The organism is Mesorhizobium sp. P2_E9, assembly GCF_056403815.1.
This window is the reverse complement of record NZ_JBFUET010000021.1, coordinates 178,782-202,911: the sequence shown is the minus strand read 5'-3', so window position 1 is coordinate 202,911 and position 24,130 is coordinate 178,782. Positions and strand designations below refer to the sequence as shown.

The following is a 24,130-nucleotide window of genomic DNA, read 5'->3' as shown; positions in this document are numbered from 1 at the left end:
GCTTCCGCCCCGGCGATCACCGCCATAAGACACAGCAGCAGCACCTCATCCAGCGGATACCTTACCTTCGCACTCTGCCGACCATCAGGCAGATCCTTGAAATGACCCAGAAAAACAACCGTTTCCGCGAACGCACCGGCGTTGCAAGCCACATCGTCCATCCAGATATTCCCCCTCAGAATCAAATGATCTCGACAGATTCAGCTCTCAACCTCCTTGTCACGCGTTAACTCACCCGATTGCCCTGGGGGTAGTGGCAGACTTGGTTGCGAAGCCGGTTGCCCTATGCCAAAAGCGGCACGCCGCTCGGAGATGCTCCTGCTTGAAGTCTTTTCGCGACAAACGCCGCGACAGCCGCCCGCCCGCAAAAGGCGGAAGTGGAGAGGTGCGTCCGAACGAGACGCGTGGCGCCGCACGTCCGGAGGCCAAACCGCGCGAGCGGCATGAGACCAGAACCGACGATCGCAACGAACCGAAATCCGCACCGCGCATCCTCGCCCGCCGCGAAGGGACGCTGCCCGCTGAGCAACTTCCGGTAATCCTCGAAGTGGCACCCAACGCCGATTACGCACTGCTCGACAGCGGCGCCGGCGAAAAACTCGAACAATACGGCCCCTATCGCATCGTGCGGCCCGAGGGCCAGGCAATCTGGCAGAAGACCTTGCCGGCCAAGGACTGGGAGCGTGCCGACGCCATCTTCACCGGTGACACTGACGAGGAAGGCATCGGCCGCTGGCGTTTTCCGAAGACGCCGCTCGGCGAGACCTGGCCGATGAAGCACGACGGCATCGACTATCTCGGCCGTTTCACCTCGTTTCGTCATGTCGGCGTCTTTCCCGAACAGGCCTCGCACTGGGACCATATGGCTGGCTTGATCGCGGCGGCGAAGCGACCAGTCAAGGTGCTCAACCTGTTCGGCTATACCGGCCTTGCCTCGCTGGTAGCGGCCCGCGCGGGCGCCGAGGTCACCCATGTCGATGCCTCGAAGAAGGCGATCGGCTGGGCGCGTGAAAACCAGGAGATGGCCGGGTTGGGCAGCAAGCCGATCCGTTGGATCGTCGACGACGCGGTGAAATTCGCCGAGCGCGAAGAGCGCCGCGGCAGCCGCTACGACATCATCCTGTTCGACCCGCCGGCCTATGGCCGCGGCCCCAAGGGCGAGGTCTGGCAATTGTTCGAGGATCTGCCTGGTCTCACCGACCTTTGCCGGGCGATCCTGACGCCGAAACCGCTTGCCGTGGTGCTGACCGCCTATTCGATCCGCGCCTCCTTCTTCGCCATCCACGCTCTGATGCGCGACACTTTTGCCGGCATGGGCGGCAGGGTTGAATCGGGTGAGCTGATCATCCGCGAAAAGTCTGCCGGCAGGGCGCTTTCGACCTCACTGTTTTCGCGTTGGGTGGCCTGAATGCCCTGGAGTCCTGAATGAACGAACGGCACGTCGGCGCACCTGGCCAGGTGAAGGAAGTCACCAGCCTCGCCAATCCGCTGATCAAGGACATCAAGGCGCTTGCGCTGAAGAAATTCCGCGACCAGCAGAACGCCTTCATGGCCGAGGGGCTGAAGCTGATCATCGATGCGCTCGACCTCGGCTGGCAGATCAGGACGCTTGTGTTCGCCAAGGCCGGGCGCGGCAATGCCGCGGTCGAAAAGGTCGCGGCACGCACGGTTGCCGCCGGCGGCACGGTGCTCGAAGTGTCGGAAAAAGTGCTTGTCGCCATCACCCGCCGTGACAATCCGCAAATGGTGGTCGGCGTCTTCTCGCAGAGATTCCTGGCCCTGAAAGACATCCGCGCCGACAATGGCGATGTCTGGGTGGCGCTCGACCGGGTGCGCGATCCCGGCAATCTCGGCACCGTCATCCGCACCGTCGATGCCGTCGGCGCCAAGGGCGTCATCCTGGTCGGCGACACCACCGATCCTTTTTCGGTGGAGACAGTGCGCGCCACAATGGGTTCGATCTTCGCCGTGCCGGTGGCCAAGGCGACGACCGAAGCTTTCCTTGCCTGGCGCGGCGGGTTTTCAGGCCTCGTCGCCGGCACGCATCTGAAAGGCGCCGTCGATTACCGCTCGGTCGATTTCTCCCGTGGGCCGGTGCTGCTGATGATGGGCAACGAGCAGCAGGGCCTGCCCGAAAGCCTGGCGGCGAGTTGCGACCGGCTGCTGCGGATCCCACAAGCCGGCCGCGCCGATTCGCTCAATCTTGCCGTCGCCACCGGCATCATGCTGTTCGAGATCCGGCGCGGCGCGCTGAAGCTCGAACCTATCGCCGACCAGCAATGAAGGTTGCCCGCCCGTGAGATCATGGTCCCCCTACGCGCTGCTCGTCGTCGCGGCCATTGCGCTTGATCAGTGGATAAAGCACCTGGTCGAGACCGGCCTGCCCTTCCAGGAAAAGCTCGATCTGGTGCCGTTCCTGGCGCTGTTTCGCACCTACAACACAGGCATCGCCTTCTCGATGTTCTCCTCCTTCGGCGACACCGGCCTGGTGGTCATCGCCGTGCTGGTCGTCGCTTTCGTGCTCTACCTCGCCACCCGCACGCCATCGGCCCATGTCATCGCCCGCACCGGCTTTGCCCTGATCATCGGCGGCGCGCTGGGCAATCTGATCGACCGCGCCGTCTACGGCCACGTCATCGACTACATCCTGTTCCACACGCCGGTCTGGTCCTTTGCCATCTTCAATCTCGCCGACGCCTTCATTTCCGTGGGCGCGGCACTGGTCGTCTTCGACGAACTCATCGGCTGGCGGCGCGAGCCCAAGCCTTCGAACGCCAAGCCTTCCAAAGATTGACCGCAGGCGGCCATCGCCGCACAGTCCACACCGAGCAAGCTCGCGGAGAAAAAGATGTCCGAAACCTTCAAAGCCATCCTCGTCTCGCGCGATGCCGACAAGAAGCAATCGGTGGCCGTGACGGATCTCACCGACGCCGACCTGATGGAGGGCGACGTCACCGTCGCGGTCGAGGCGACGACGGTGAACTACAAGGATGGGCTGGCCATCACGGGCAAGGCGCCGGTGGTCCGCCGCTGGCCGCTGGTGCCAGGCATCGACTTCGCCGGCACGGTGATCTCGTCCTCCAATCCCGACTGGCGCCAGGGAGACCAGGTCATCCTGAATGGCTGGGGCGTCGGCGAAACGCATTTCGGCGCCTATGCCGGGCGCGCCCGCGTCAAGGGCGACTGGCTGGTGCCGCTGCCGGAAGGCATCAGCGCGCATGACGCGATGGCGGTCGGCACCGCGGGCTACACCGCCATGCTCTGCGTCATGGCGCTGGAGCGGCACGGCATCCTGCCAGACCGCGGCCCGGTGGTGGTGACGGGTGCCGCCGGCGGCGTCGGTTCGGTCGCGGTCTCCATCCTGTCCAGCCTCGGTTACCACGTCATTGCGTCGACCGGCCGCAATGCCGAAAGCCCTTATCTGATCAACCTCGGCGCCGCCGAGGTAATCTCGCGCGACGAGCTCAACCTGCCCGCCAAACCGCTGGCCAAGGAACGCTGGGCCGGCGGCATCGATTCGGTCGGCAGCCACACGCTGGCCAATGTGCTTTCGATGACCTCCTATGGCGGCGCGGTCGCGGCCTGCGGCCTCGCCGGCGGCATGGATCTGCCGTCGAGCGTCGCCCCCTTCATCCTGCGCGGCGTCTCGCTGCTTGGCATCGATTCGGTGATGGCGCCCAAGGCTGTGCGCCTTGAGGCCTGGCGGCGCATTGGTTCCGATCTCGACCTGCAGAAGCTCGCCAGCCTGTCCACGACCATCGGCTTCGACGGCATCATCGATGCCGCGCGCGACATCGTCGACGGCAAGATCCGCGGTCGCGTCGTCGTCGACATGTAAACCCGCCGAGCTGGTCGCAGGCGGCGGACTGAATTGCCAAATCCGGTGGCGAATCCGCCGCTGCCGGGACAAAAACGCCCTATCCGCTAAAATTCGAACGATCCGCCGCAATTTTCCATAATCTCTGTCTGGCAAGGATTTCGCATGATCGCGGAATCCGACAGCCAGCAGGTGGACAAGGGCGACGACGTCGATGCGTTTGCCGGACCCGCACGGCGGTTCATCGCTGCGCCGCCGCTGGTGCCCGAGCCGCAAGTGGCCAGGCGGGAAAGCCTGCCGCTGCTGACCTTCGCTGCCATCATCGTACTGGCCGGCCTCGCGCATCTGACCGGGGCGCCGATCTTCATCAGCCTCGCATTGCTGGCAACCGGCCTCGCCGGCCTTGGAATGCATCTGCATGCCAGACGCAGCGTCCACCGCACCGTGGTGCTTCTGGACGAGACCACCGCCCGCAGCCGCGCCGAGATCGAGACGCTCGCCGACCGCATGTGGGAAATGCAGGAAAGCGAGGAGCGCTTTCGCGGTCTCATCGACGCGCTTGGCGATCTCGTCATCCATCGCGACCGCGACGGCTACATCGTCTATGCCAACAAGGTGTTCGCCGATCTGGTCGAAACCGATCAGCGCGACCTTGCCGGCAAGACCCTTGCCGAACTCGGCATCGAGGTCGGCATCGTGCCCGACGCCGCCTTTTCCGACCATGAGTGCCTGAGTTCCACCGATGTCGCCATCCGCACGCCGAGCGGCTCGCGCTGGTTCTCCTGGATCGAACTGTCGGTGCGCGACAAGGATAGCGGCGCGGCCTCGCATCGCGCCATCGCCCGTGACATCACCGCCCGCAAGCGCGCTGAATCCTCGCTGATCACCGCGCGCGAGCGGGCCGAATATGCAAGCCAGGCCAAGTCGCGCTTCCTCGCCACCGTCAGCCATGAAATCCGCACGCCGATGAACGGCATCATGGGCATGGCCAGGCTATTGGCCGACACCAGCCTGTCGCCGGAACAGCAGACCTATGTTGGCGCCGTCTCGACCTCTGCCAGCGCCTTGCTCGCCTTGATCGAGGATCTGCTCGACTATTCCAAGATCGAGGCCGGCCGCTTCGATCCGGAGCCGCAGCCGATGTCGGTGCGCGAGATCGCCGACAACATCATCGAATTGCTGGCCGCGCGCGCCTTCGCCAAGGATATTGGCCTCGGCTGCCACGTCGAACCGGATGTGCCGCAATTGATCACCGCTGATCCAGGCCGGGTCAGGCAGGTGCTGCTCAACCTCATCGGCAACGCCATCAAGTTCACCGACAGCGGCGGCGTGCTGGTCAGCATCGCGCGCGCCCGCACCGAGACCACCGACCGCATCTGCTTCACCATCACCGACACTGGTCCCGGCCTGCGCGACGAGGACATGGAGCGCATCTTTGAAGAGTTCGAGCAGGCCGACGGCACCTCGACGCGCACACATGGCGGGGCGGGGCTGGGGCTTGCCATCTCCAGGCGCCTGGTGGCTGCCATGGGCGGCACGATTTCGGTCTCCAGTCGGCTTGGCCAGGGGTCGGAATTCGTCTTCGAAATCCCAGCTACGGAAGCTACCGAGGCGCCGCAGGGCCGGCAGAACGTGCTTGCCGGCAGGCGCGCGGTGATCCTGTCCAGGAACGCCGTCGAGGCCGACGCCATCGCCCGCACCATCCGTGCCAATGGCGGCACGGCCGGTATCGCCACCACCGTGGCGCAGGCCGCCCCCCTGGCCGAGGGCTGCGACGCGCTTCTGGTCGACGCGGCCATGGAGGAGAGTGACGGCAGGCTGCTCAAGCGGTTGCGCCAAAGCGGCTTTTCCGATTGCGAAGCCATCACGCTGATCGCGCCGACCGACCGCGGCATGCTTGGCGAGTTCCGTGCCAGCGGCTACGCGACCTTCCTGGCCCGGCCGGTGCGCGGGGGAACACTTTTGCGTGTCCTTTTAACCAGCCATGCGCCGGCCCTTGCCCAGCCGCAGCCGGAAAAGCGTCGCACTCCGGCACTTCGCGCCTCAAGCGACCGCCAGCAGGGCCTGTCCGTGCTGATCGCCGAAGACAACGACATCAATGCCATGCTGGCACGCGCCACGCTGTTGAAGGCGGGGCACCGCGTCAAGGTGGTCGGCAATGGCAAGGCCGCCGTCGAGGCCGTCACCAGCGCCGGACACAAGCACCGCTTCGACGTGGTGCTGATGGACCTGCATATGCCGGTCATGGACGGGTTGGACGCCATTGCCGCGATCCGCCGCCATGAAGAGGAAACATCGGCGGCGCCCGTGCCGATCATGGTGCTGTCGGCCGACAGCCAGGAAAAAACCCGCCATACGGTGCTAGCCCACGGCGCCAGCGGCTTCGTCACCAAGCCGCTCGACCCCGATGCGCTTGTCAGCGCCGTCGAGGGCCAGGTCGCCGCTTGAACAGGTTTTTTCCGGCGCGCGGCTAGTGCATTTCGCGCAAAAGTGACTCCGTTTTTGCGACGACGACATGCATGAAAACAAGGACCTGACGCGCGTTGCCTGGGCTCGCGCAAACGCGACGCACTTCATGTTTCCTCACCGAACGTAGCCGGTTGACCGTTTTCGCCAGCCGACGAAGTATTGCCCGCGACGCCGTATCACGGTACTGTCACAATCCTGTTGCACCTACACCGTATCCCCGTGCCAAGAGGGATGGCTCGAAGGAGAATCACTCGTGCATACAGTTATGCCGGAATGTGACACTCGGCCAAACGCCAGCAGCGCCTTGCTTGCCGGACGTAACGTCGATTCCGTCATAAAAGGCGCAGCACTCGGCCGTATCGGCAATCTCGAAGTGCGGCTCGCCCGCAACGAGGCCGAGATCGCGGCCGCGCAGGAAGTGCGCTACCGCGTATTTTACGACGAGCTTGGTGCCAGGAAGGACCTGTTCCAGGCGCAGGACCGTCGCGACGCCGATCGGTTCGATCCGCTCTGCGACCATCTTCTGGTGCTGGATACGACGCTTTCAGGCCCCGAACATCGCCGTATCGTCGGTACCTATCGCCTGCTGCGGCAAGAAATCGCGGCCACCGCCGGCGGCTTCTATTCCGAAGGCGAGTTCGAGCTGACCAAGCTCATCGCCCGTCACCCCGGCCAGCGTTTTCTCGAACTCGGCCGTTCCTGCGTTTTGCCGCAATACCGCTCGAAGCGTACCATCGAGGCGCTGTGGCAAGGCATCTGGGCCTATATCAACCACTACGAAATCGGCGTGATGACCGGCTGCGCCTCTTTTCACGGCACCGTGCCGGCCGCTCACGCGGAGGCGCTCACCTATCTTGCCCATCACTGCCGTACCAACTCCGCCTGGGACGTGCGCGCGGTTTCTGATCGGTACTGCTCCATGGATCTGATGCCGATCGAGGCGGTCAATGCCAAGGCGGCGATCGCGGCGATGCCGCCTCTGGTCAAGGGCTATCTGCGGGTCGGCGCCCGCATCGGCGACGGCTGCGTCATCGACCGCGAATTCTCGACCGTCGACGTCTTCGTGGTGATGCCGGTCAAGGAGATCGGTGCCCGCTACGTCAACTACTATGGCGGGGAAGCGCAGCGTTTCGCGGCGTGAGTAGTGAGTAGTGAGTAGTGAGTAGTGAGTGCTATGCCGCGACATCACGGACACTCTACTGACTACTGACTACTGACTATTCCCTACTCACTCTTACGGAATATCCTCCGGCCGCCTTCCCGGCCTGCTCTTGTAGGACGCAAACGTCCAGCCGAAACGCAGCGCGCCGCCGCGCACGGCGAGTGCCACGCCGAAGCCGGCCAACCCCGAGATGATCTGCGGCAATCCGGCGACGTCGCCCAGTGTGAAGATGGCGGCGCCCGCCAGAGCCGCCGTCACGTAGATCTCGGGTCTCAGCAGCACCGATGGCTCGCCGGCCAGCAGATCGCGCAAGATGCCGCCGAAAGTCGCGGTCAGCATGCCGGTGATGATCGAAACCACCGGCGAACCGGTGATTGCCAGGCCCTTTGCCGCGCCCATCACCGAAAAGGCGGCCAGCCCGATGGCGTCGAGCCACAGCAGCAGCTTATAGCGGGATTCGACACGGTGCGCGGTGAAGAAGACCAGAACCGCCACAACAGCGCAGATCAGCACATAGTCGCGGTTTCCCACCCAGAAGACCGGCACATTGAGGATGAGGTCGCGAAATGTGCCGCCGCCAATGCCGGTGACACTGGCCAGGAACAGGAACCCGATAATGTCGAGCTGCTTGCGCGACGCAGCCAACGCCCCGGTCGCCGCAAAAACGGCGACGCCGGCATAGTCGAGAAGGGCGATGGGGTGCATGGGGATAAGGCAGTAGGGATTAGGAGTTGGGCATATGAATAGCACGAAGCCGCGCGATTGATATGGCTGCCTTACTCCCAACTGCCCTACTGCCTAATCCCTAGCTACGCATCCTTCTCGGCCTCGTCATTGACAGGCCCCGGCTCGACCGGCGCCTCGGCGGCAATCTTCGGGCCGCCCTTGGCGACGCCGACCATGGCCGGACGAAGCACCCGCTCGCCGATCGAATAGCCCGGCTGCACGACCTGAACCACCGTGTTGGCCGGGACATCGGGATTGGGCACTTCGAACATCGCCTGGTGGAAATTGGGGTCGAACTTCTCGCCTTCGGGAGTAAGCTTCTTGACCCCGTGCCGTTCCAGCGCCGACAGCATGGCACGCTCGGTCAGGTCGACGCCTTCGATCAGCGCCTTGAAGCCGGCGTCGCCCGACGCCTTGGCCTCGGCGGGTATAGCGTCCAGCGCGCGGCGCAGATTGTCCGACACCGACAGCATGTCGCGAGCGAAATTCGCAACCGCATAGGTGCGGGCGTCGTGGACGTCGCGCGCGGTGCGGCGGCGCAGGTTCTCCATCTCGGCCGCGACGCGCAGCGCGCGGTCCTTCAGCTCTTCATTTTCCTTCAGCAGTCGCACAAGCGCTTCATAGTCGCCGTCGATGCTGCCTTCCGTGCGCTCGGCATTGGCCTCAGCCGCCTCGACTTCACTGGGGGCGCGTTCGTCTTTTGCCTGGTCGCTCATCGCCGTTTCCCGTCATCTCGAATGGTGTGGATTTTGTGCCCGATATCGAGGTTTGGCGGCCAAAAATCAAGGGGTAAGCCACCGGGAGGACCTTCGGAGGACCGATACGGTGACCAATGACACTCCTTCGATTTTAATTCAAATTTTACCGTACTTGCCGGCTTGGCTTGCCACAGAAGCGTGATCTGGGAACCATTCCCTTGCTGCAGGAGTTTCGGAACCGACAAAGGATTTTGAAATGATGACCCGCGACAAGGCTGAAAAGGGAGAAAAGCTCGCCACCGAAGTCAGGCGCCAGTTCGGCGCCGAGGCGATGACGCGCTTTCTGCGCACCTTGCCGGCTTTCCGTGCCGAAGCCGACATTCCCAATCGCTTCAGGGAGTTGCTCGACGATCTCGATCGGGTGGAGAGCAACAGCCTTGGCGGCGGGCGTCAATAGGTGGCGCCCGGCCGGGCCATCCCTGCCTCTCAGGACTCTGGAGAACCGGCCCGGGATCGCCTGTCGCGCGACAATTACGCACAGTAATTTTGCGTGATGGTTGCCTTGCGGTGGCCACAAGCCCCGCCTATGCTTCCTGATGAACATGATTTCCCCTGATGCGGCCGCCAACAGCAGGCGTGCCTGGCTAAAGATTCTGGCGCGCTACAAGAAGCCGGATCGGCGACGCAGCGCCATCGAACTTGCCATCACCCTCATTCCGTTTGCCACGCTCTGGGCACTGTCCTCGGCGGCCTATGCCTACGGCCATTGGTGGGGGCTGATCCTGATCCTGCCGGCGGCCGGGTTCCTGGTGCGCATCTTCATGATCCAGCACGATTGCGGCCATGGCTCCTTCTTCGCCAACCGGTATGCCGACGACTGGATCGGCCGTGCGCTCGGCGTCCTGACGCTGACGCCCTACGATTGCTGGCGGCGCGCCCACGCTGTGCATCATGCCAGCGCCGGCAATCTCGACGAGCGCGGCATGGGCGACATCAGGACGCTGACCGTTGCCGAATACCGGCAATTGTCCTGGCGAGGCCGCCTTGCCTACCGGCTCTACCGCCATCCGCTGGTGATGTTCGGGCTGGGGCCGATCTGGCTGTTCATCTTCGAGCAAAGACTGCCCATCGGCATGATGCGCGGCGGCCTGACGCCATGGGTGTCATCCATGACCACCAATCTCGCCATCGCGGTTGCGGCGGCCATTCTCATCTGGGCCGTCGGCCCCGGCGCCTTCCTGGTCGTCCATCTGCCGATCGTCATCCTCGCCGGTTCGGCCGGCATCTGGCTGTTCTACGTGCAGCACCAGTTCGAGGAGACGGAATGGGCAAAGGATGACGACTGGGAATTCCAGCATGCCGCCCTGCATGGCTCGTCCTACTACGATCTGCCGCCGGTGTTGAACTGGTTCACCGGCAACATCGGCGTCCATCACGTCCATCACCTCTCCGCCAAGGTGCCGGGCTACCGGCTGCAGGAAGTGCTGCGGGATTACCCGGAACTGCGCGGCATCGGTCGCGTCACGCTGCTCGACAGCCTTCGTTGCGTCAAACTGGCATTGTGGGACGAAAACCGCCGCAAGCTGGTATCGTTCCGCGAAGCACGGGCGGCTATCTAGGCAGTTTCAGGAAAAGTGTGAACGACGACCGCCGCGCCATGGCGCGGCGGCGGCGCTAGAGCAATTCCAGGAAAGTGTGTACGGTTTTCCGTCTGGAATTGCGTAAAAACAGAGAGTTAGAGCGGTTTGCCGTTTCCATGAAACGGTGAAACGCTCTAACGTCCCGGATCAGGCCGCCTGGCGCTCGTCGCGCATCAGGATTTCGCCATGGCGGATTTCGGTGCCCAGCACCTTCAGGCATTCGCGGATGAAGTTGGACAGGCCCGGCCAGCCCTTGGCTGACACCAGATTGCCGTCGACATGGGCGCCGGTCGGCGCGACATCGATGTAGATGCCGCCGGCCAGCGTCACTTCCGGCTCGCAATAGTGCAGTGCCGCCACTTCCCTGCCCCGCACCACGCCATCGACCGCGATCAGGATCTGCACGCCGTGGCAGATGGTGAAGATCGGCTTGCCGGTCTCGTGGAAATGCCGCACCAGCGCCTGCACCCGTTTGTCGATACGGATGTATTCGGGACCGCGCCCACCCGCCGCGTAGACGGCGTCGTATTGGGCCGGATCCACCTCGGAAAACGTCTTGTTGAGGATGTAGTCGTGGCCGAGCTTTTCCGTGTAGGTCTGGTGCCCTTCGAAGTCGTGCAGCGAGGTCTTCAGGATATCGCCCGCTTTCTTGTCCGGGCAGACGACATGCACTGTGTGGCCGACGGCATGCATGGCCTGTTCAAAGACGAAAATCTCATACTCCTCGCTGAACTCGCCAACGAGCATCAATATTTTCTTGCCAGCCATTCCCGGTTCCTCCCTTGTGGCCATTTATTTCGAAGTGCGAAATAATAGACCTATCCTAAGGGCAGGCCCGCGAAAGGGAAAGTGTAAATCGCACAATTGGTACGACCAGTTTTCGTCATTCTCTGCCGAAGAAGCCACAAGGCGCTTCTCATCGAGCGAAACCAGCATCGCTGGTTCGACCAGACTTGCAGTCAGGCTGCAGCCTTGATCATGTCCGCCGCCTTTTCAGCAATCATGATGGTCGGCGCATTGGTGTTGCCGCCGATCAGGGTCGGCATCACCGAGGCGTCGACGACCCGCAAGGCTTCAAGGCCATGGACCCGCAATTGCGGATCGACCACCGCCATCTCGTCGACGCCCATCCGGCAAGAGCCGACCGGGTGATAGACGGTGTCGGCACGGGCGCGGATATGCCTCGTCAGCTCGGCATCGCTAGGCAAGCCGGCGATATGCATCTCCTTGCGCCGGTAACGCTCCAGCGCCGGTGAAGCTAGCACCTGCCGGGTGAGCTTCACGCCCTTCAGCAGCAGCTCGGCATCGCGTTCGTCATCAAGAAAGCGCGGATCGATGCGCGGCGCGGCCACCGGATCGGCACTGACAAGGCCGACCTCGCCGCGCGAATGCGGCCGCAAGATGCAGACGTGACAGGAGAAACCGAAGCCGTAGTGCAGCGTGCGCGCATGGTTCTCGACCAAGCCGATGATGAACTGCAACTGCAGGTCAGGGCGATCGAGCGCCGGATCGGATTTGACGAACGCGCCGCTTTCCGCTGCCGGCGAGGCGATCAGTCCAGTTCCATCCCGCCGCCATTGCAGGATATGCCTCAGGAAAGCCAGCGCCCCGCGTGGGCTCATGCCAAGCATGTCGGTATTCCCAGATTTCCAGCCGACGATGAAATCGAGATGGTCCTGCAAATTCTTGCCGACACCCGGCAATTCGTGGACGACGGGAATTCCGTGCATGGCGAGTTCGGCGGCCGGGCCGATACCGGACAACAGCAAGAGTTGCGGCGAGCCGAAGGCGCCGCCGCACAGGATCACCTCGCGCGACGCCTGCGCCACCGCCTCGCCCTGTCGCGTGCGGTAGCGGAGGCCGGTGGCGCGCTTGCCGTCAAGGACGATGCCGGTGGCGTGCGCGCGCGTGATGACAGTCAGGTTGGTCCGCTGCATCACCGGATGGATATAGGCGGCGGCCGACGAACAGCGTTCGCCATTGCGCGTGCCGCCGGCAAATTGCGTGACCTGAAAATAGCCGGCGCCCTCTTGCTCCGGCCCGTTGAAATCGTCCGTCATGCGGATTTGGTTTTCCGCGCAGGCCTCGATGAAGGCTTTCGCGATCGGCCGGGGCGAACGCTGGTTCGACACTTTCAGCGGGCCGTCGCCACCATGCAGGGCGTCCGTGCCGCGCTCATTGCTTTCGGCGCGCCGGAAATAGGGCAGCACCTCGTCCCACGACCAGCCGTCGCAGCCGAGATCGGCCCATTCGTCATAGTCGCTGCGATGGCCCCTGACATAGAGCATGGCGTTGATAGCACTGGAGCCACCCAGCGCCTTGCCGCGCGGCTGATAGCCCTTGCGGCCGCCAAGACCTTGCTGCGGCACCGTCTCGAAAGCCCAGTTGTTAATCTTTGGCCGGCCGGAAAGCATGCCGATGATGCCGGCCGGAGCGCGGATCAGCATATCCCTGCCCTCGCCGCCGGCTTCGATCAGGCACACGGTGACGGATGGATCCTCGGAAAGCCGTGAAGCAAGCGCACAGCCAGCGGACCCACCGCCGGCTATGACATAGTCGTAGCGCATGAAGACCCTCCCCGATCATCCGACGAATATTTCCGTCCGGACAGCTCAGAGAAGGCCTGATCGCAAGCGATGTAAAGACGCGCGCAATTACCGCAGCGTCAGCTGCTGCGAACGCGCCGCCAGGAATATTTGGGACCGTTCGGCTCCGGCACGGCGGTTGGCTGGTAGTAGAGCCCCAGCCCGCCGGTGCGGCCCTCTTCCAGGCGCTTCAACAGCACGGGGTTGGAAATCTCGAACTCGTCGAAGCCCAGCCGCAGCATATGCGGCAACGGGTCGACCAGCACCTGTCCGGTGGCGCGAACGGCACCTTCGAAGTGGTAGCGGCTGCGCAGTAGTTCAGCCTTGGAGAAGGAGCGGCCGTCGCTGAAGGCCGGGAAAACCAGCGCCACCAGCGACAGCTGGTCGAGCAGGTCTGCGATCTTCTCCAGCTGGTCGCCAGGCTGCAGCACCACGCCGAGCCGCTCTTTGGCGGACCGGCGCACCTCCGGATCAAGGTCGAGGAACGCCTGCAGCGGCAGGATGAAGCGGCCATTGCCGGAAAGCGCGTCCGCACTTTCGGCGTGAGCCCACTCATCCTCGCGAAAACCCTCAGGGGTCCAGAGCCGGGTCTCCGGTGTCGTCGGTTCAGTCATCAAAAATTCCTAAAAATTCAAAGAAGCTCAGGGTGCGTTGAGATTCAGGTCAGGCCGAGCCGAAAATGGTGGCTTCCGAGAACCGGAGCGGAGCGTACTTGAAGTACGTGAGCACCGGAAGCGCAGGAAACCGCCATTTGCAGGCCGGCCTCACCTGAATATCAACCCGCCCTACAGTGATGCGTCGGTCAGCGATACTTCCAACCCCGACAGGTGAATGCCGCACTCGGTCTTGGCATGACCGGCCCAGCGGCCGCTGCGCGCGTCCTCGCCCGGCTGCACCGGTTGCGTACAGGGGAAACAGCCGATCGACAGATAGCCATAGGCGACCAGCGGATTTTCACGCAGCGCATGCGCGCGCATGTAGTCGGCCTGGTCCGATGTCGTCCAGTGCGCCAATGGATTGATGCGGATGCGCGCGCCGACCGCCTCGAACACCGGCAACGCTGCCCGCGTCGAGGCCTGGAAGCGCTTGCGCCCGGTCAACCAGGCTCGGAACGGTGCAACCCCGCGCGCCAGCGGCTCGACCTTGCGCACGTCGCAGCAGGCATCGGTGTTGCTCTGGTGCAGATTGCCCGTTGGATCGATCCGCTCGAGCGCAGCCTCCTCGGGCTTGATCACCCTGATATTGGTCAGCCCGAAATCGGCGACGAGCGCATCGCGATAGCCGAGCGTCTCCTCGAAATGCTTGCCGGTGTCGAGGAAGATGACCGGCAGCGTGCGGTCGATCTCGGCGATCATGTGCAGCAGCACCGCCGAATCCGCGCCGAAGGACGACACCGCGGCGATCTCGTCGTGAAACAATTCGCGGGCCGAGCGTTCGATGATCTCGAGCGGCCTCAGATGGCCATAGAGCGCATCAAGCCCCGCCGCTTTCGCGGCGGCGCCGTCATCGACATCGGCTATCCGGTCAAGCGGCCTTGGCTTCGCCAGCATAGAGCGCCTCCTTGAACGGCGCGGGACCGACACGGCGGTAGGCGTCGATGAATTTTTCCTGTGGGTTGAGCCTGAGGCCGAGATAGGTCTCGACGATCTGCTCGATGGCGTCGGTGATCTCTTCCGACGAGAAGCCCCGGCCGATGATCTCGCCGACCGACGTGTTCTCGTCGGCCGAGCCGCCCAGCGTCACCTGATAGAGCTCGGAGCCCTTCTTCTCGACGCCGAGAATGCCGATATGGCCGACATGGTGATGGCCGCAGGCATTGATGCAGCCTGAGATCTTCAGCTTCAACTCGCCGATCTCGCGCTGACGTTCCAGCGAGGCAAAGCGTTGCGAGATTTCCTGCGCGATCGGGATCGAGCGTGCGGTGGCCAGCGCGCAATAGTCGAGGCCCGGGCACGCGATGATGTCCGATATCAAATTGGAGTTGGCCGTCGCCAGCCCGATGTCGACCAGCGCGTCATAGACCGCCTTGAGGTCGCTCCGCGCCACATGCGGCAGGATCAGGTTCTGCTCATGGCTGACACGCAGCTCGTCGAAGGCGTATTTCTCGGCGATGTCGGCCACCGCTTCCATCTGGCTGTCGGAAGCATCGCCCGGCACCTCACCGATGCCCTTGAGCGAGATCGTCACCGCCGCGTAGTCGGGATGGCGGTGTGTCACCACGTTCTGGTCGAGCCATTCGGAGAAGCCCTTGGAATCGAGGCGCGCCAGCTTGACCGCCTGGTCGCCTTCCGGCCGGTCAGTCAGCGCCGGCGGCGCGAAATAGGCCTCGATGGCGCGGATGTCGGCATCCGGCAGCTTCAGCTCGGCGTCCTTCAACTCCTGCCACTCTGTCTCGACCTGGCGGGTGATTTCCTCGACCCCGGTCTCGTGCACCAGGATCTTGATGCGCGCCTTGTACTTGTTGTCGCGGCGGCCATAGAGGTTGTAAACGCGCAGGATCGCCGTGCAGTAGGACAGAAGGTCGGCTTCCGGCAGGAAGTCGCGGATTTTCCTCGCCACCATCGGCGTGCGGCCCTGGCCGCCGCCGATATAGACGGCAAAGCCAAGTTCGCCGGCGGCGTTCTTCTTCACATGAAGGCCGATGTCATGGGTCTGGATGGCGGCGCGGTCGCGCTCCGCCCCTGTCACCGCGATCTTGAATTTTCTGGGCAGGAACGAGAATTCCGGATGCACCGACGACCATTGGCGCAGGATTTCCGCATAGGGGCGCGGATCGGCGACCTCGTCGGCGGCCGCGCCGGCAAAGTGATCGGCGGTGACGTTGCGGATGCAATTGCCGCTGGTCTGGATGGCGTGCATCTCGACGCTGGCTAGATCGGCGAGGATCGCCGGAATGTCCGACAGCGCCGGCCAGTTGAACTGGATGTTCTGGCGCGTGGTGAAATGGCCGTAGCCCTTGTCGTATTTGCGGGCGATGTGGCCGAGCATGCGCAGCTGCTTGCCGTTCAGCGTGCCGTAGGGCACCGCGATGCGCAGCATATAGGCATGCAGCTGCAGATAGACGCCGTTCATCAGCCTGAGCGGCCGGAACTGGTCCTCGGTGATCTCGCCAGACAGCCGGCGCTGAACCTGGTCGCTGAACTCGGCGACGCGGGCCTGGACAAAATCGTGGTCGAACTCATCGTAACGGTACATGCTTCGTCTTTCAGGGCGCGTCCGCCCGTTTCACTCAAATCCTGGCTACGCCGCCCGCTCGGCCTGCTTGCCGAGATCGCCGCGGATGGTCGGGCCAGCGGCGCGGATCTTTTCGCGCAACCGCACCGGCTCGACAACGCCGTCGACGACGTCCGCGTCGATCAGATTGACGTCGACCACCTGATTGTCGGCATAGGCCTTGGCGCCGATCGCTTCCAGGCGGTCCTCGGCCGCCTTGTCATGGGCGAGGTCGGCGTGGTCCACCGTCTCGGCCCAGCCGCCATCGGCGTACCAGACGGCGATGCCATCGGTCAGGCGGTTGGCGGTCAGTATCTTCATGGCTGAACTCTCTCAGTGGCGGCAATGGCCGCGCCTTCGTGCCCCAAATCCTCGTGCCTGTGTGCTGCGAGCGGCTCGGACCGTTCAAAATTGGCGCCGGCAACCGCATCGCCGATAATGGTCATGACCGGCCCGGAAAGGTCGCCACGCGCTTCCAGCGACGGCAGGTCGGCAAGCGTGCCGTGGAAACGGCGCCGGTTGGCTAGGCTGGCATTCTCGACCACGGCGACCGCCGTGTCCGGCGACAGGCCAGCTTCGATCAGCCGACCGGCGACTTCGGCCGCGACCGAGCGGCCCATATAGACGGCGACGGTGGCGCCGGAAATGGCGAGCTTCGCCCAGTCGGGCAATGAATTGCCCTTAAGGTCGTGGCCGGTGGTGAACACCATCGACGAGGACACACCGCGCAAGGTCAGCGGCAGTTCGAAATCGGCGGCGGCGGCGAAGGCCGCGGTGACGCCCGGAACCACCTCATAGGCAATGCCGGCGTCGCGCAGTGCCGCCATCTCCTCGCCGGCGCGACCGAACACCAGCGGATCACCCGACTTCAGCCGCACGACGCGCTTGCCCTGGCGGCCAAGCTCGACCAGCAGCGCGTTGATCTCGGCCTGGCTCTTGGTGTGGCAGCCCTTGCGTTTGCCGACCGGCAGCCGCTCGGCATCGCGGCGGCCCATGGCAACGACCGCCTCCGGCACCAGCGCGTCATGGACGATGACATCGGCTTCCATCAGCAAACGATGCGCCCGCAAGGTCAAAAGATCCTCGGCGCCGGGACCGGCACCGACCAGGGCGATGTGGCCCGCAGCCGGTGCGTTGGACAGCAGAAGATTCACGGCGGCGTCATGCGCCTGCGACAGCTGGCCGGCTTCCACGGCATGGGCAGGCGCACCGTGGAAAAAACTGCTCCAGAAGCGGCGGCGGGCATTGCCTTTCGGCAGCACTTTCTCGGCGGCACCACGCAGCGAAGCGGCGAGCGTTGCCAGCGACCCGAGCGACGGCGACAGCATCTGATCGATGCGGCCGCGCAGCATCTGGGCAAGCACCGGGCCGGCGCCTTCGGTGCCGATGGCAATGGCGACCGGCGCGCGGTTGACCAGCGCCGGTGTGAAGAAATCGCAGAGCTCAGGCCGGTCGACGGCATTGACGGGGATGCCCAGTTTCCGCGCGTCCGCCACGACGCGGCGATCGAGCGCCTCATCGCCGCTGGCGGCAAACACCATGACCGCGCCTTCGAGCTGCGAGGCATCGTAGGCCGCCGCGACATGGCTGGCGCCGGACTGGGTGATGAAGGCAAGCAACTCCGGTTCGGCATCTTGGGCAATGATCCGCAGCACCGCGCTCGATTGTGCGATCAGCCGCGCCTTGGCCAGGGCTTCCTCGCCACCACCGACAATGGCCACGGCTTCGCCCTCGACCCGCACGAAGACGGGGAAGGCGTTGAGCTTGGCATTGGCATGCGGCATGACAAAAGCAATCCGGGAACAGTATCGCAGTTTTACGCCCGGGCGCGAAAAACCAGAAGCAAAGCACTCGCGCATCCTGTGATGGCAGGCAATCGCTTTTTCGCAACTGCGAAAGGCAGGAGAAAAATATTCCACATCCAGAGTATGGGCGGATTCAAGCCGCTGAAGCGGGCCTTGATTTCAGGTCTTTTTAGCCGCCCGCCATTTGTTTCGCAAAACAGTTTTTTCTAATTTCTACCAATTCAGTAGATTAAAGTCGCCGATCGCCGACTCTCGACCCTCGGCCTCGGTCGGCGGGCGTTCAACTGGCCTATGCAGGTGGAACATTACCGCTTCGCAAGGCGTTCCCATCATGTCCGCAATCCGAAATCGAAACTGCTCCGGAGCGCCGCACAAGGCGGCACCGCAGCAAGGAAAGGAACCCATCATCATGGGCACGATCAAGCTGAAGCATGGCATCTGGGTCATGGTGGCCGACGGCGAAAAAGCGCTCTTCCTCAAGAATGCCGGCGACAACAAGTTTCCCAACCTTGAGGTCGTGCAGATGATGGAGCAGGAGAATCCGCCAACCCGTGAACAAGGCACCGACAGTCCAGGCCGGCACAATGATGGCCCGTCGGTACATCGCAGCGCCGTCGAGGACACCGACTGGCACCGGATCGGCAAGGAGCGCTTCGCCGATGACATTGCCGCTCGGCTCTACAAGCTCGCGCATGGCGGCGAGTTCGACAGCATCGTGCTTGTCGCCCCACCCGTGGTGCTCGGCGCCATGCGCAAGAAACTGCACAAGGAAGTCGAGGACAAGGTGGCCGCCGAGATTTCAAAGACTCTGACTAACCACACCATATCCGAGATCGAGGCCTTGCTGCAGGCAGCCTGACCCCAGGCCACGGATCGGCTATCGAAACGAATGCCATCAAGAGCCCAAATCTGACCGGCGTCTGCTCAGCCGCCGGTCAGGCATCTTGCCGCCGCACCGTCGATTTTCGCGCCCTGCGGGTTGCATCACCGTCACCCCTTCCACCATATTGGAAAACAGGCGGCGGCTTCGGGCGGCGCACATCCGACATCGCTAGTTTGAAAGGCGCTCCATAGACAATGCCGCATGACACGCCCCTTATCGCCACCATCGTCGCCGGTCTGGGGCTGGCTTTCGTCTTCGGGGCTCTCGCCAACCGTTTCCGCATTCCGCCCCTAGTGGGCTATCTCGTAGCCGGCGTGCTGGTCGGGCCGAACACGCCCGGTTTCGTCGCCGATGCCGGGCTGGCCAATGAACTGGCCGAGATCGGCGTCATCCTGCTGATGTTCGGCGTCGGCCTGCATTTCTCGCTCAAGGACCTGCTGTCCGTCCGCGCCATCGCTGTGCCCGGCGCCATCGTCCAGATCGGTTTTGCCACCGCACTCGGCGCCGGACTGTCCTGGATGCTCGGCTGGTCGATGGGCGCGGGTCTGGTGTTCGGTCTGGCGCTGTCGGTCGCCTCGACCGTGGTGCTGCTGCGCGCGCTTCAGGAGCGCCGCCTGATCGAGACCGAACGCGGCCGCATCGCCGTCGGCTGGCTCATCGTCGAGGACCTCGCCATGGTGCTGGCGCTGGTGCTGCTGCCGGCCCTTGCCGGCGTGCTCGGCGGCCAGGAACAGGCGGATGTGCATTCGAGCGGCCTGCTGTCGCTGCCGGCCAGCTACGGTATCTGGGGCGTCGTCGGCATCACGCTGGCCAAGGTCGCCGCCTTCGTCGTCGTCATGCTGGTGGTCGGCCGCCGGGTCATCCCCTGGATCCTGCATTACGTCGCCCACACCGGGTCGCGCGAGCTGTTCCGGCTGGCGGTGCTGGCCATCGCGCTCGGCGTCGCTTTCGGCGCGGCGAAACTGTTTGGCGTCTCGCTGGCGCTCGGCGCCTTCTTCGCCGGCATGATCATGAGCGAATCCGAGCTCAGCCACCGCGCGGCGGAAGAATCATTGCCTTTGCGCGATGCCTTCTCGGTGCTGTTCTTCGTCTCCGTCGGCATGCTGTTCGACCCGTTCAGCCTGTTCAGCAACGGCCTGCCGATCCTGGCGACGCTCGCCATCATCGTCATCGGCAAGTCACTGGCGGCCTTCGTCATCGTCATCGCCTTCGGCTATCCCCTGGCGACAGCCCTAATGATTTCGGCCAGCCTTGCCCAGATCGGCGAATTCTCCTTCATCCTGGCCGAACTCGGCGTCGGACTGAAACTTCTGCCCGAGCAGGGCCGCGACCTGATTCTCGCCGGCGCCATCCTGTCGATCGTGCTGAACCCGCTGATGTTCCTGGTCATCGACTGGATGAAGCCTTGGCTGGAGGCCCGTGCCACCGGGACCGCACCGCCCGCGGACGCAAAGCCGGTCGGTCCGGCGACGGAACCGGGCCAGGTGGCCTCGGTTGCGGCGACGTCCAACAAGGAAGACGGACCGCCGCCGAAGACGGCACTCACCGGCCATGCCATCCTGATCGGCTATGGCCGTGTCGGCGGCCTGGTTGGCGCGGCGCTGAAAGACGCTGGCTTGCCCTTCGTCGTCATCGAGGACGCCGACAAGACGCTGGCCAGGCTGAAGGCAGACGGCGTCGAAACCGTCGCCGGCAATGCCGCCAATGCCGAAGTATTCGCCGCCGCCAATCCCGAAGGCGCCAGGCGGCTGATCCTCGCCATCCCGAACGCCTTCGAGGCCGGCCAGATCGTGCTACGGGCGCGTGCCGCCAATCCCGGCATCAATGTCGTCGCCCGTGCCCATTCCGATGCCGAGGTCGAGCATCTCAAGGGGCTCGGCGCCGACACGGTGATCATGGGCGAGCGCGAAATCGCGCGCGGCATTGTCGAAGAGGTGCTCGGTCACAAGCTGGAGGCTACCGAGCCATCCGCGGCCTAAGCTGATCGCACGAAGGCAGAACCGCCATTCTGCGCGATGCTGCTGAGATACTGTGCGGGAGGCTTGCCGAGCGCCTTTTTGAACATGGTGATGAAGGCGGTGACGGACTCATAGCCGAGATCGCCCGAAACCCGCTGAACGCTTGCGCCCGCAGCCAGCTCCCTGATCGCGACGATCAAGTGCAACTGCTGACGCCAGCGGCCGAAGCTCAGTCCGGTTTCCTTGACCACCAAGCGCGCGAGGCTGCTCTCGCTGAGCGCAACGCGATTGGCCCATTCCGCCAGCGTGCTGCGGTCAGCGGGATCGTCCGCCAGCGCTTCGGCGATCCGCCGCAAGCGCGGCTCGGAAGAGATCGGCAGATGCAATTGCTGGACAGGCATATCAGGCAGTTCGGCAAGCAGGACGCTTCCTAGGAAAGCGCACCGCACGTCGTCCGGCGCGCAGTCCGACAGCTCGATGATCAGCTCGCGCAGCAGCGGCGAGATCGAAAGCGTGCAGCACCGGTCCGGCAGCTCGGCGGCACCGGGCTCGATGTAGACGAAGAAAATCCGCGCATTGGCCGTCGCGATGTTGCTGTGCTCCATGCGGCTTGGCACCCACACGCCGCAATGCGGCGGTACCATCCACAGGCCACTGGGAACGCGGCAGGTCACGCCGCCGCCGAGCGCGAAGACGAGTTGCCCTTTGCGATGCCAATGGGCTGACACCTCCGCTCTGGTTTCGGGGACGTCGACGCGCACGGCAATCGCCGGCGCCGAAAACTCGTCCACATCGAAATTCAGCCAAGGGTAGTGAAGGGGTTGTTTCATGGTTGACTGCTTTTAGCGATCATTTCCTCTGATATCTAAATTATTCAAGAGAGAAAATCGATAGGGTCCGCTTGTGAACGCGGGCGTCCACCACGCGGCAATGAGGTATGAACCATGCTTGCCCTAGTTATCTCTCCCGACAGCGAGGCCAGGTTGAGGCTCGCCGAGGTCGAGGAACCCCGGCCCCTCGCGCACGAAGCGCTGATCGCCGTCCATGCAACCTCGTTGAACCGTGGCGAACTGCGCCTGCTCGCCATACGTCCGGACGGCTGGATACCCGGCCAGGACGTCGTTGGGGTCGTCGAACGGGCGGCCGCCGATGGCTCCGGGCCGGCCCTTGGCACGCGGGTCGTGGCCTTGGTCGACGAAGCCGGCTGGGCCGAACGTGCCGCGGTTCCGACCGAGCGTCTCTCCGTCCTGCCGGAGGAAGTCAGTTTCGTCTCGGCGGCCACGCTTCCGGTCGCCGGCACGACGGCGCTCAGGACGTTACGCCATGGCGGTGACCTCACTGGCCAGCAGGTGCTGATCACCGGCGCGAGCGGTGCGGTCGGCCGTTTCCAGATCCAGATCGCCCGCGAGCAAGGCGCCTCGGTGACCGCGATCGCCGCTGCCCGGCATGCCGACGATCTCCGCGGCCTCGGAGCCCAGCAGGTTGTCGAGTTGATCGAGCGGGCGGAGGGACCGTTCTCGCTGATCACCGAGTCGGTCGGCGGCGAAAGCCTCGCCCACGCAATCGAACGCATCGCGCCTGGCGGGACCATCGTCATCTTCGGTTCGAGCAGCGGCGAACTGACGCCGGTTGGCTTCCGCCAGTTCGTTCCGGGCCATGAGGGCGCGAGACTTCAGACCTTCGCCTACTACAATTCCGGCTCGGGCATTGGCGTAGATATCGCCTCGCTGCTCACGCTGGTCGCAGCCGGCCGGCTTGAGACCCGCGTGGCCTTGAGCTTGCCGTGGACAGACATCGCCCAGGCTCTGGACGCCCTGCGACAGCGCAGCTTCAGCGGCAAGGCTGTTCTCACCATAGCCCGATAAGCAGGCCGTTCTGGTCGACGGCCCTGCACTCCGGCACGGGCTGGAGACGGCTGACGATATTCATTTCCGCAACACGCAAATCAAAGCGCCCAGGCGCTAGCAACAGGTCAGGAGCCTGCCATGACGGTAAGAGACATTGTCAGGACCTCGAGCGGCCAAGGGCTTCTCCTGGTCGGCATCATGCTGATCGCATCGACGCTTCGCGCGCCCATCACCGGCATAGCACCGATGCTCGGCATGATCAGGCAAACGAGCGGCATCAGCGCCGCCGAAGCGGGAATGCTGACGACCCTTCCCTTGCTGGCGTTCGCGGCGATCTCGCCTTTCGCGGCTGGCCTGGCGCGCCAATACGGCATCGAAAGGTCGTTGTTCGCCGCGCTGCTTGTCGTCGCGACCGGTATTGTCCTGCGCTCGACCAGCCCCCTCTGGGCGCTGTTCGTCGGCACCGGTACAGTTGGGGCAGGGATTGCTGTCGCCAACGTCCTGCTGCCAAGCTTGCTGAAGCGCGATTTTCCCAACCGGGTCGCCAGCCTGACCGGCTTCTATGCCATCGTGTCCGGACTTTCGCAGGCATTGGCATCGACCGCGGTGATCCCGCTCGCTCAATTGCCGGGGTCGAGTTGGCATGTCTCGCTCGCCTGCACGCTGATCTTTCCAGTCGCGGCCCTGATTGCCTGGGCGCCTCAGCTTCAAATGCCGGCAGCCCCGGAGCGAGCGGCAGCCTCCACGCAGGATCGCGGACACCTCTGGCGCTCGGCCCTTGCCTGGCAGGTTACGGGCTTTCTTGGCCTCACCTCGCTGGTCTTCTATGTGATTGTCGGATGGCTGCCCTCGATCCTGGCGGAGGCAGGCTATCCCGCAGCGACCGCGGGCTCGCTGCATGGGCTGTGTCAACTGGCAATCGCGATCCCCGGCCTGCTGCTCGGCACCGCCGTCAAGCGTATGAAGGACCAGCGCGCCATGGCCATCGGCATGGCACTGATCACATGTTTCTCGCTGCTCGGCCTCTGGCAGCTACCGGCCCTCGCAGCACTTTGGATCGCGCTGTTCGGCTTCGGTGCCGGTGCCGCCTTCATGCTTGGCCTCTCCTTCGTCAGCCTGAGGGCCGCGCACAGCCATGAGGCGGCAGCACTATCGGGAATGGCGCAATGCCTGGGCTATTCGCTGGCGGCCGTTGGCCCGCCGCTGGCCGGCCTTGCCCATGATGCGACCGGGACCTGGAGCCTGGCCCTGGGCGCCTGCGCCGTCGCCACCTTGCTGATGGCGGTCCTGGGAAGCCTTGCGGGGCGGGCGAGGACGATCTGACGTC

At 64.1% G+C, this 24,130-nt stretch carries 24 protein-coding genes; 13 read left to right on the top strand and 11 right to left on the bottom strand.

Features of this window, described 5'->3' with window-relative positions; translation table 11 throughout:
* A partial coding sequence (locus AC1D05_RS31215; protein ID WP_477444546.1) for a transposase family protein occupies positions 1 to 161 on the bottom strand: 161 nt, incomplete at its 3' end.
* Between the two features lie 161 nt (positions 162 to 322).
* Between AC1D05_RS31215 and AC1D05_RS31210 the strand changes: the two genes are divergently transcribed.
* From AC1D05_RS31210 to olsB, 6 genes are all read left to right on the top strand, one after another.
* Positions 323 to 1,408 (top strand): RsmD family RNA methyltransferase, encoded by a 1,086-nt coding sequence (locus tag AC1D05_RS31210; RefSeq protein WP_477446177.1) that lies wholly within the window; start codon positions 323 to 325, stop codon positions 1,406 to 1,408.
* A gap of 17 nt (positions 1,409 to 1,425) precedes the next feature.
* Positions 1,426 to 2,283 (top strand): TrmH family RNA methyltransferase, encoded by an 858-nt coding sequence (locus AC1D05_RS31205; protein WP_477446175.1) that lies wholly within the window; start codon positions 1,426 to 1,428, stop codon positions 2,281 to 2,283.
* A gap of 13 nt (positions 2,284 to 2,296) precedes the next feature.
* Positions 2,297 to 2,794: a signal peptidase II gene (gene lspA / locus AC1D05_RS31200; protein WP_477446173.1), complete on the top strand. Its 498-nt coding sequence runs from the start codon at positions 2,297 to 2,299 to the stop codon at positions 2,792 to 2,794.
* Between the two features lie 54 nt (positions 2,795 to 2,848).
* A complete protein-coding gene (acuI, locus tag AC1D05_RS31195; RefSeq protein ID WP_477446171.1) occupies positions 2,849 to 3,838 on the top strand; it encodes an acrylyl-CoA reductase (NADPH) in 990 nt (329 codons plus the stop codon).
* Positions 3,839 to 3,982: 144 nt separating this feature from the next.
* A complete protein-coding gene (locus tag AC1D05_RS31190; RefSeq protein WP_477446169.1) occupies positions 3,983 to 6,265 on the top strand; it encodes an ATP-binding protein in 2,283 nt (760 codons plus the stop codon).
* Between the two features lie 286 nt (positions 6,266 to 6,551).
* A complete protein-coding gene (olsB, locus tag AC1D05_RS31185) occupies positions 6,552 to 7,427 on the top strand; it encodes a l-ornithine N(alpha)-acyltransferase (protein ID WP_056577807.1) in 876 nt (291 codons plus the stop codon).
* 93 nt (positions 7,428 to 7,520) lie between these two features.
* Here the strand turns inward: olsB and AC1D05_RS31180 are convergent, their stop codons facing one another.
* Together AC1D05_RS31180 and grpE are read right to left on the bottom strand one after the other, a co-directional pair.
* Positions 7,521 to 8,153 (bottom strand): trimeric intracellular cation channel family protein, encoded by a 633-nt coding sequence (locus AC1D05_RS31180; protein ID WP_477446167.1) that lies wholly within the window; start codon positions 8,151 to 8,153, stop codon positions 7,521 to 7,523.
* Between the two features lie 104 nt (positions 8,154 to 8,257).
* The gene (gene grpE / locus AC1D05_RS31175) at positions 8,258 to 8,890 is read right to left on the bottom strand and encodes a nucleotide exchange factor GrpE (protein WP_172224116.1); all 633 of its coding nucleotides are present in this window, start codon (positions 8,888 to 8,890) and stop codon (positions 8,258 to 8,260) included.
* Between the two features lie 238 nt (positions 8,891 to 9,128).
* On the opposite strand from grpE, the gene AC1D05_RS31170 reads away from it, so the two are divergent.
* Together AC1D05_RS31170 and AC1D05_RS31165 are read left to right on the top strand one after the other, a co-directional pair.
* The gene (locus AC1D05_RS31170; RefSeq protein ID WP_477446165.1) at positions 9,129 to 9,329 is read left to right on the top strand and encodes a hypothetical protein; all 201 of its coding nucleotides are present in this window, start codon (positions 9,129 to 9,131) and stop codon (positions 9,327 to 9,329) included.
* A 139-nt stretch (positions 9,330 to 9,468) separates the two neighbouring features.
* A complete protein-coding gene (locus AC1D05_RS31165; RefSeq protein ID WP_477446163.1) occupies positions 9,469 to 10,491 on the top strand; it encodes a fatty acid desaturase in 1,023 nt (340 codons plus the stop codon).
* A gap of 168 nt (positions 10,492 to 10,659) precedes the next feature.
* Here AC1D05_RS31165 and AC1D05_RS31160 read toward each other — a convergent pair whose 3' ends face one another.
* From AC1D05_RS31160 to cysG, 7 genes are all read right to left on the bottom strand, one after another.
* Entirely contained in the window at positions 10,660 to 11,280 is a 621-nt protein-coding gene (locus tag AC1D05_RS31160) for a DJ-1/PfpI family protein (RefSeq protein WP_475457312.1), read from the bottom strand.
* Between the two features lie 191 nt (positions 11,281 to 11,471).
* Positions 11,472 to 13,079 (bottom strand): GMC family oxidoreductase, encoded by a 1,608-nt coding sequence (locus AC1D05_RS31155; RefSeq protein ID WP_477446161.1) that lies wholly within the window; start codon positions 13,077 to 13,079, stop codon positions 11,472 to 11,474.
* 98 nt (positions 13,080 to 13,177) lie between these two features.
* Positions 13,178 to 13,711, bottom strand: a complete 534-nt coding sequence (locus AC1D05_RS31150; protein ID WP_477446159.1) for a DUF934 domain-containing protein — start codon at positions 13,709 to 13,711, stop codon at positions 13,178 to 13,180.
* A gap of 171 nt (positions 13,712 to 13,882) precedes the next feature.
* Positions 13,883 to 14,647 carry a phosphoadenylyl-sulfate reductase gene (locus AC1D05_RS31145; protein ID WP_477446157.1) on the bottom strand — a complete coding sequence of 255 codons (765 nt, stop codon included), beginning with the start codon at positions 14,645 to 14,647 and terminating at the stop codon, positions 13,883 to 13,885.
* Positions 14,622 to 16,292, bottom strand: coding sequence for a nitrite/sulfite reductase (locus tag AC1D05_RS31140; RefSeq protein ID WP_477446155.1), 1,671 nt, complete (start codon positions 16,290 to 16,292; stop codon positions 14,622 to 14,624). The genes AC1D05_RS31145 and AC1D05_RS31140 overlap by 26 nt, the downstream gene beginning before the upstream one ends.
* Positions 16,293 to 16,337: 45 nt before the next feature.
* Positions 16,338 to 16,631, bottom strand: a complete 294-nt coding sequence (locus AC1D05_RS31135) for a DUF2849 domain-containing protein (protein ID WP_477446153.1) — start codon at positions 16,629 to 16,631, stop codon at positions 16,338 to 16,340.
* A complete protein-coding gene (cysG, locus tag AC1D05_RS31130; RefSeq protein ID WP_477446151.1) occupies positions 16,628 to 18,094 on the bottom strand; it encodes a siroheme synthase CysG in 1,467 nt (488 codons plus the stop codon). Before cysG ends, AC1D05_RS31135 begins: the two co-directional genes overlap by 4 nt.
* Between cysG and AC1D05_RS31125 the strand changes: the two genes are divergently transcribed.
* The 3 genes from AC1D05_RS31125 to AC1D05_RS31115 all read left to right on the top strand — a co-directional run bounded on the left by AC1D05_RS31125 (position 18,086) and on the right by AC1D05_RS31115 (position 20,977).
* On the top strand, positions 18,086 to 18,325 hold the full coding sequence (locus AC1D05_RS31125) for a hypothetical protein (protein WP_477446149.1): 240 nt from the start codon (positions 18,086 to 18,088) through the stop codon (positions 18,323 to 18,325). The two genes, cysG and AC1D05_RS31125, sit on opposite strands and share 9 nt — an antisense overlap.
* 199 nt (positions 18,326 to 18,524) lie before the next feature.
* Positions 18,525 to 18,974 (top strand): baeRF12 domain-containing protein, encoded by a 450-nt coding sequence (locus AC1D05_RS31120; protein ID WP_477446147.1) that lies wholly within the window; start codon positions 18,525 to 18,527, stop codon positions 18,972 to 18,974.
* 218 nt (positions 18,975 to 19,192) lie between these two features.
* Positions 19,193 to 20,977 (top strand): cation:proton antiporter domain-containing protein, encoded by a 1,785-nt coding sequence (locus AC1D05_RS31115; protein ID WP_477446145.1) that lies wholly within the window; start codon positions 19,193 to 19,195, stop codon positions 20,975 to 20,977.
* Here the strand turns inward: AC1D05_RS31115 and AC1D05_RS31110 are convergent.
* Complete coding sequence (locus tag AC1D05_RS31110) at positions 20,974 to 21,786, bottom strand: AraC family transcriptional regulator (protein WP_477446143.1); 813 nt, start codon at positions 21,784 to 21,786, stop codon at positions 20,974 to 20,976. The genes AC1D05_RS31115 and AC1D05_RS31110 overlap by 4 nt on opposite strands.
* A gap of 114 nt (positions 21,787 to 21,900) precedes the next feature.
* On the opposite strand from AC1D05_RS31110, the gene AC1D05_RS31105 reads away from it, so the two are divergent.
* A complete protein-coding gene (locus AC1D05_RS31105; RefSeq protein WP_477446141.1) occupies positions 21,901 to 22,821 on the top strand; it encodes a zinc-binding dehydrogenase in 921 nt (306 codons plus the stop codon).
* A gap of 120 nt (positions 22,822 to 22,941) precedes the next feature.
* Positions 22,942 to 24,126 carry an MFS transporter gene (locus tag AC1D05_RS31100; protein WP_477446139.1) on the top strand — a complete coding sequence of 395 codons (1,185 nt, stop codon included), beginning with the start codon at positions 22,942 to 22,944 and terminating at the stop codon, positions 24,124 to 24,126.
* The last annotated feature ends 4 nt before the right edge of the window (positions 24,127 to 24,130 follow it).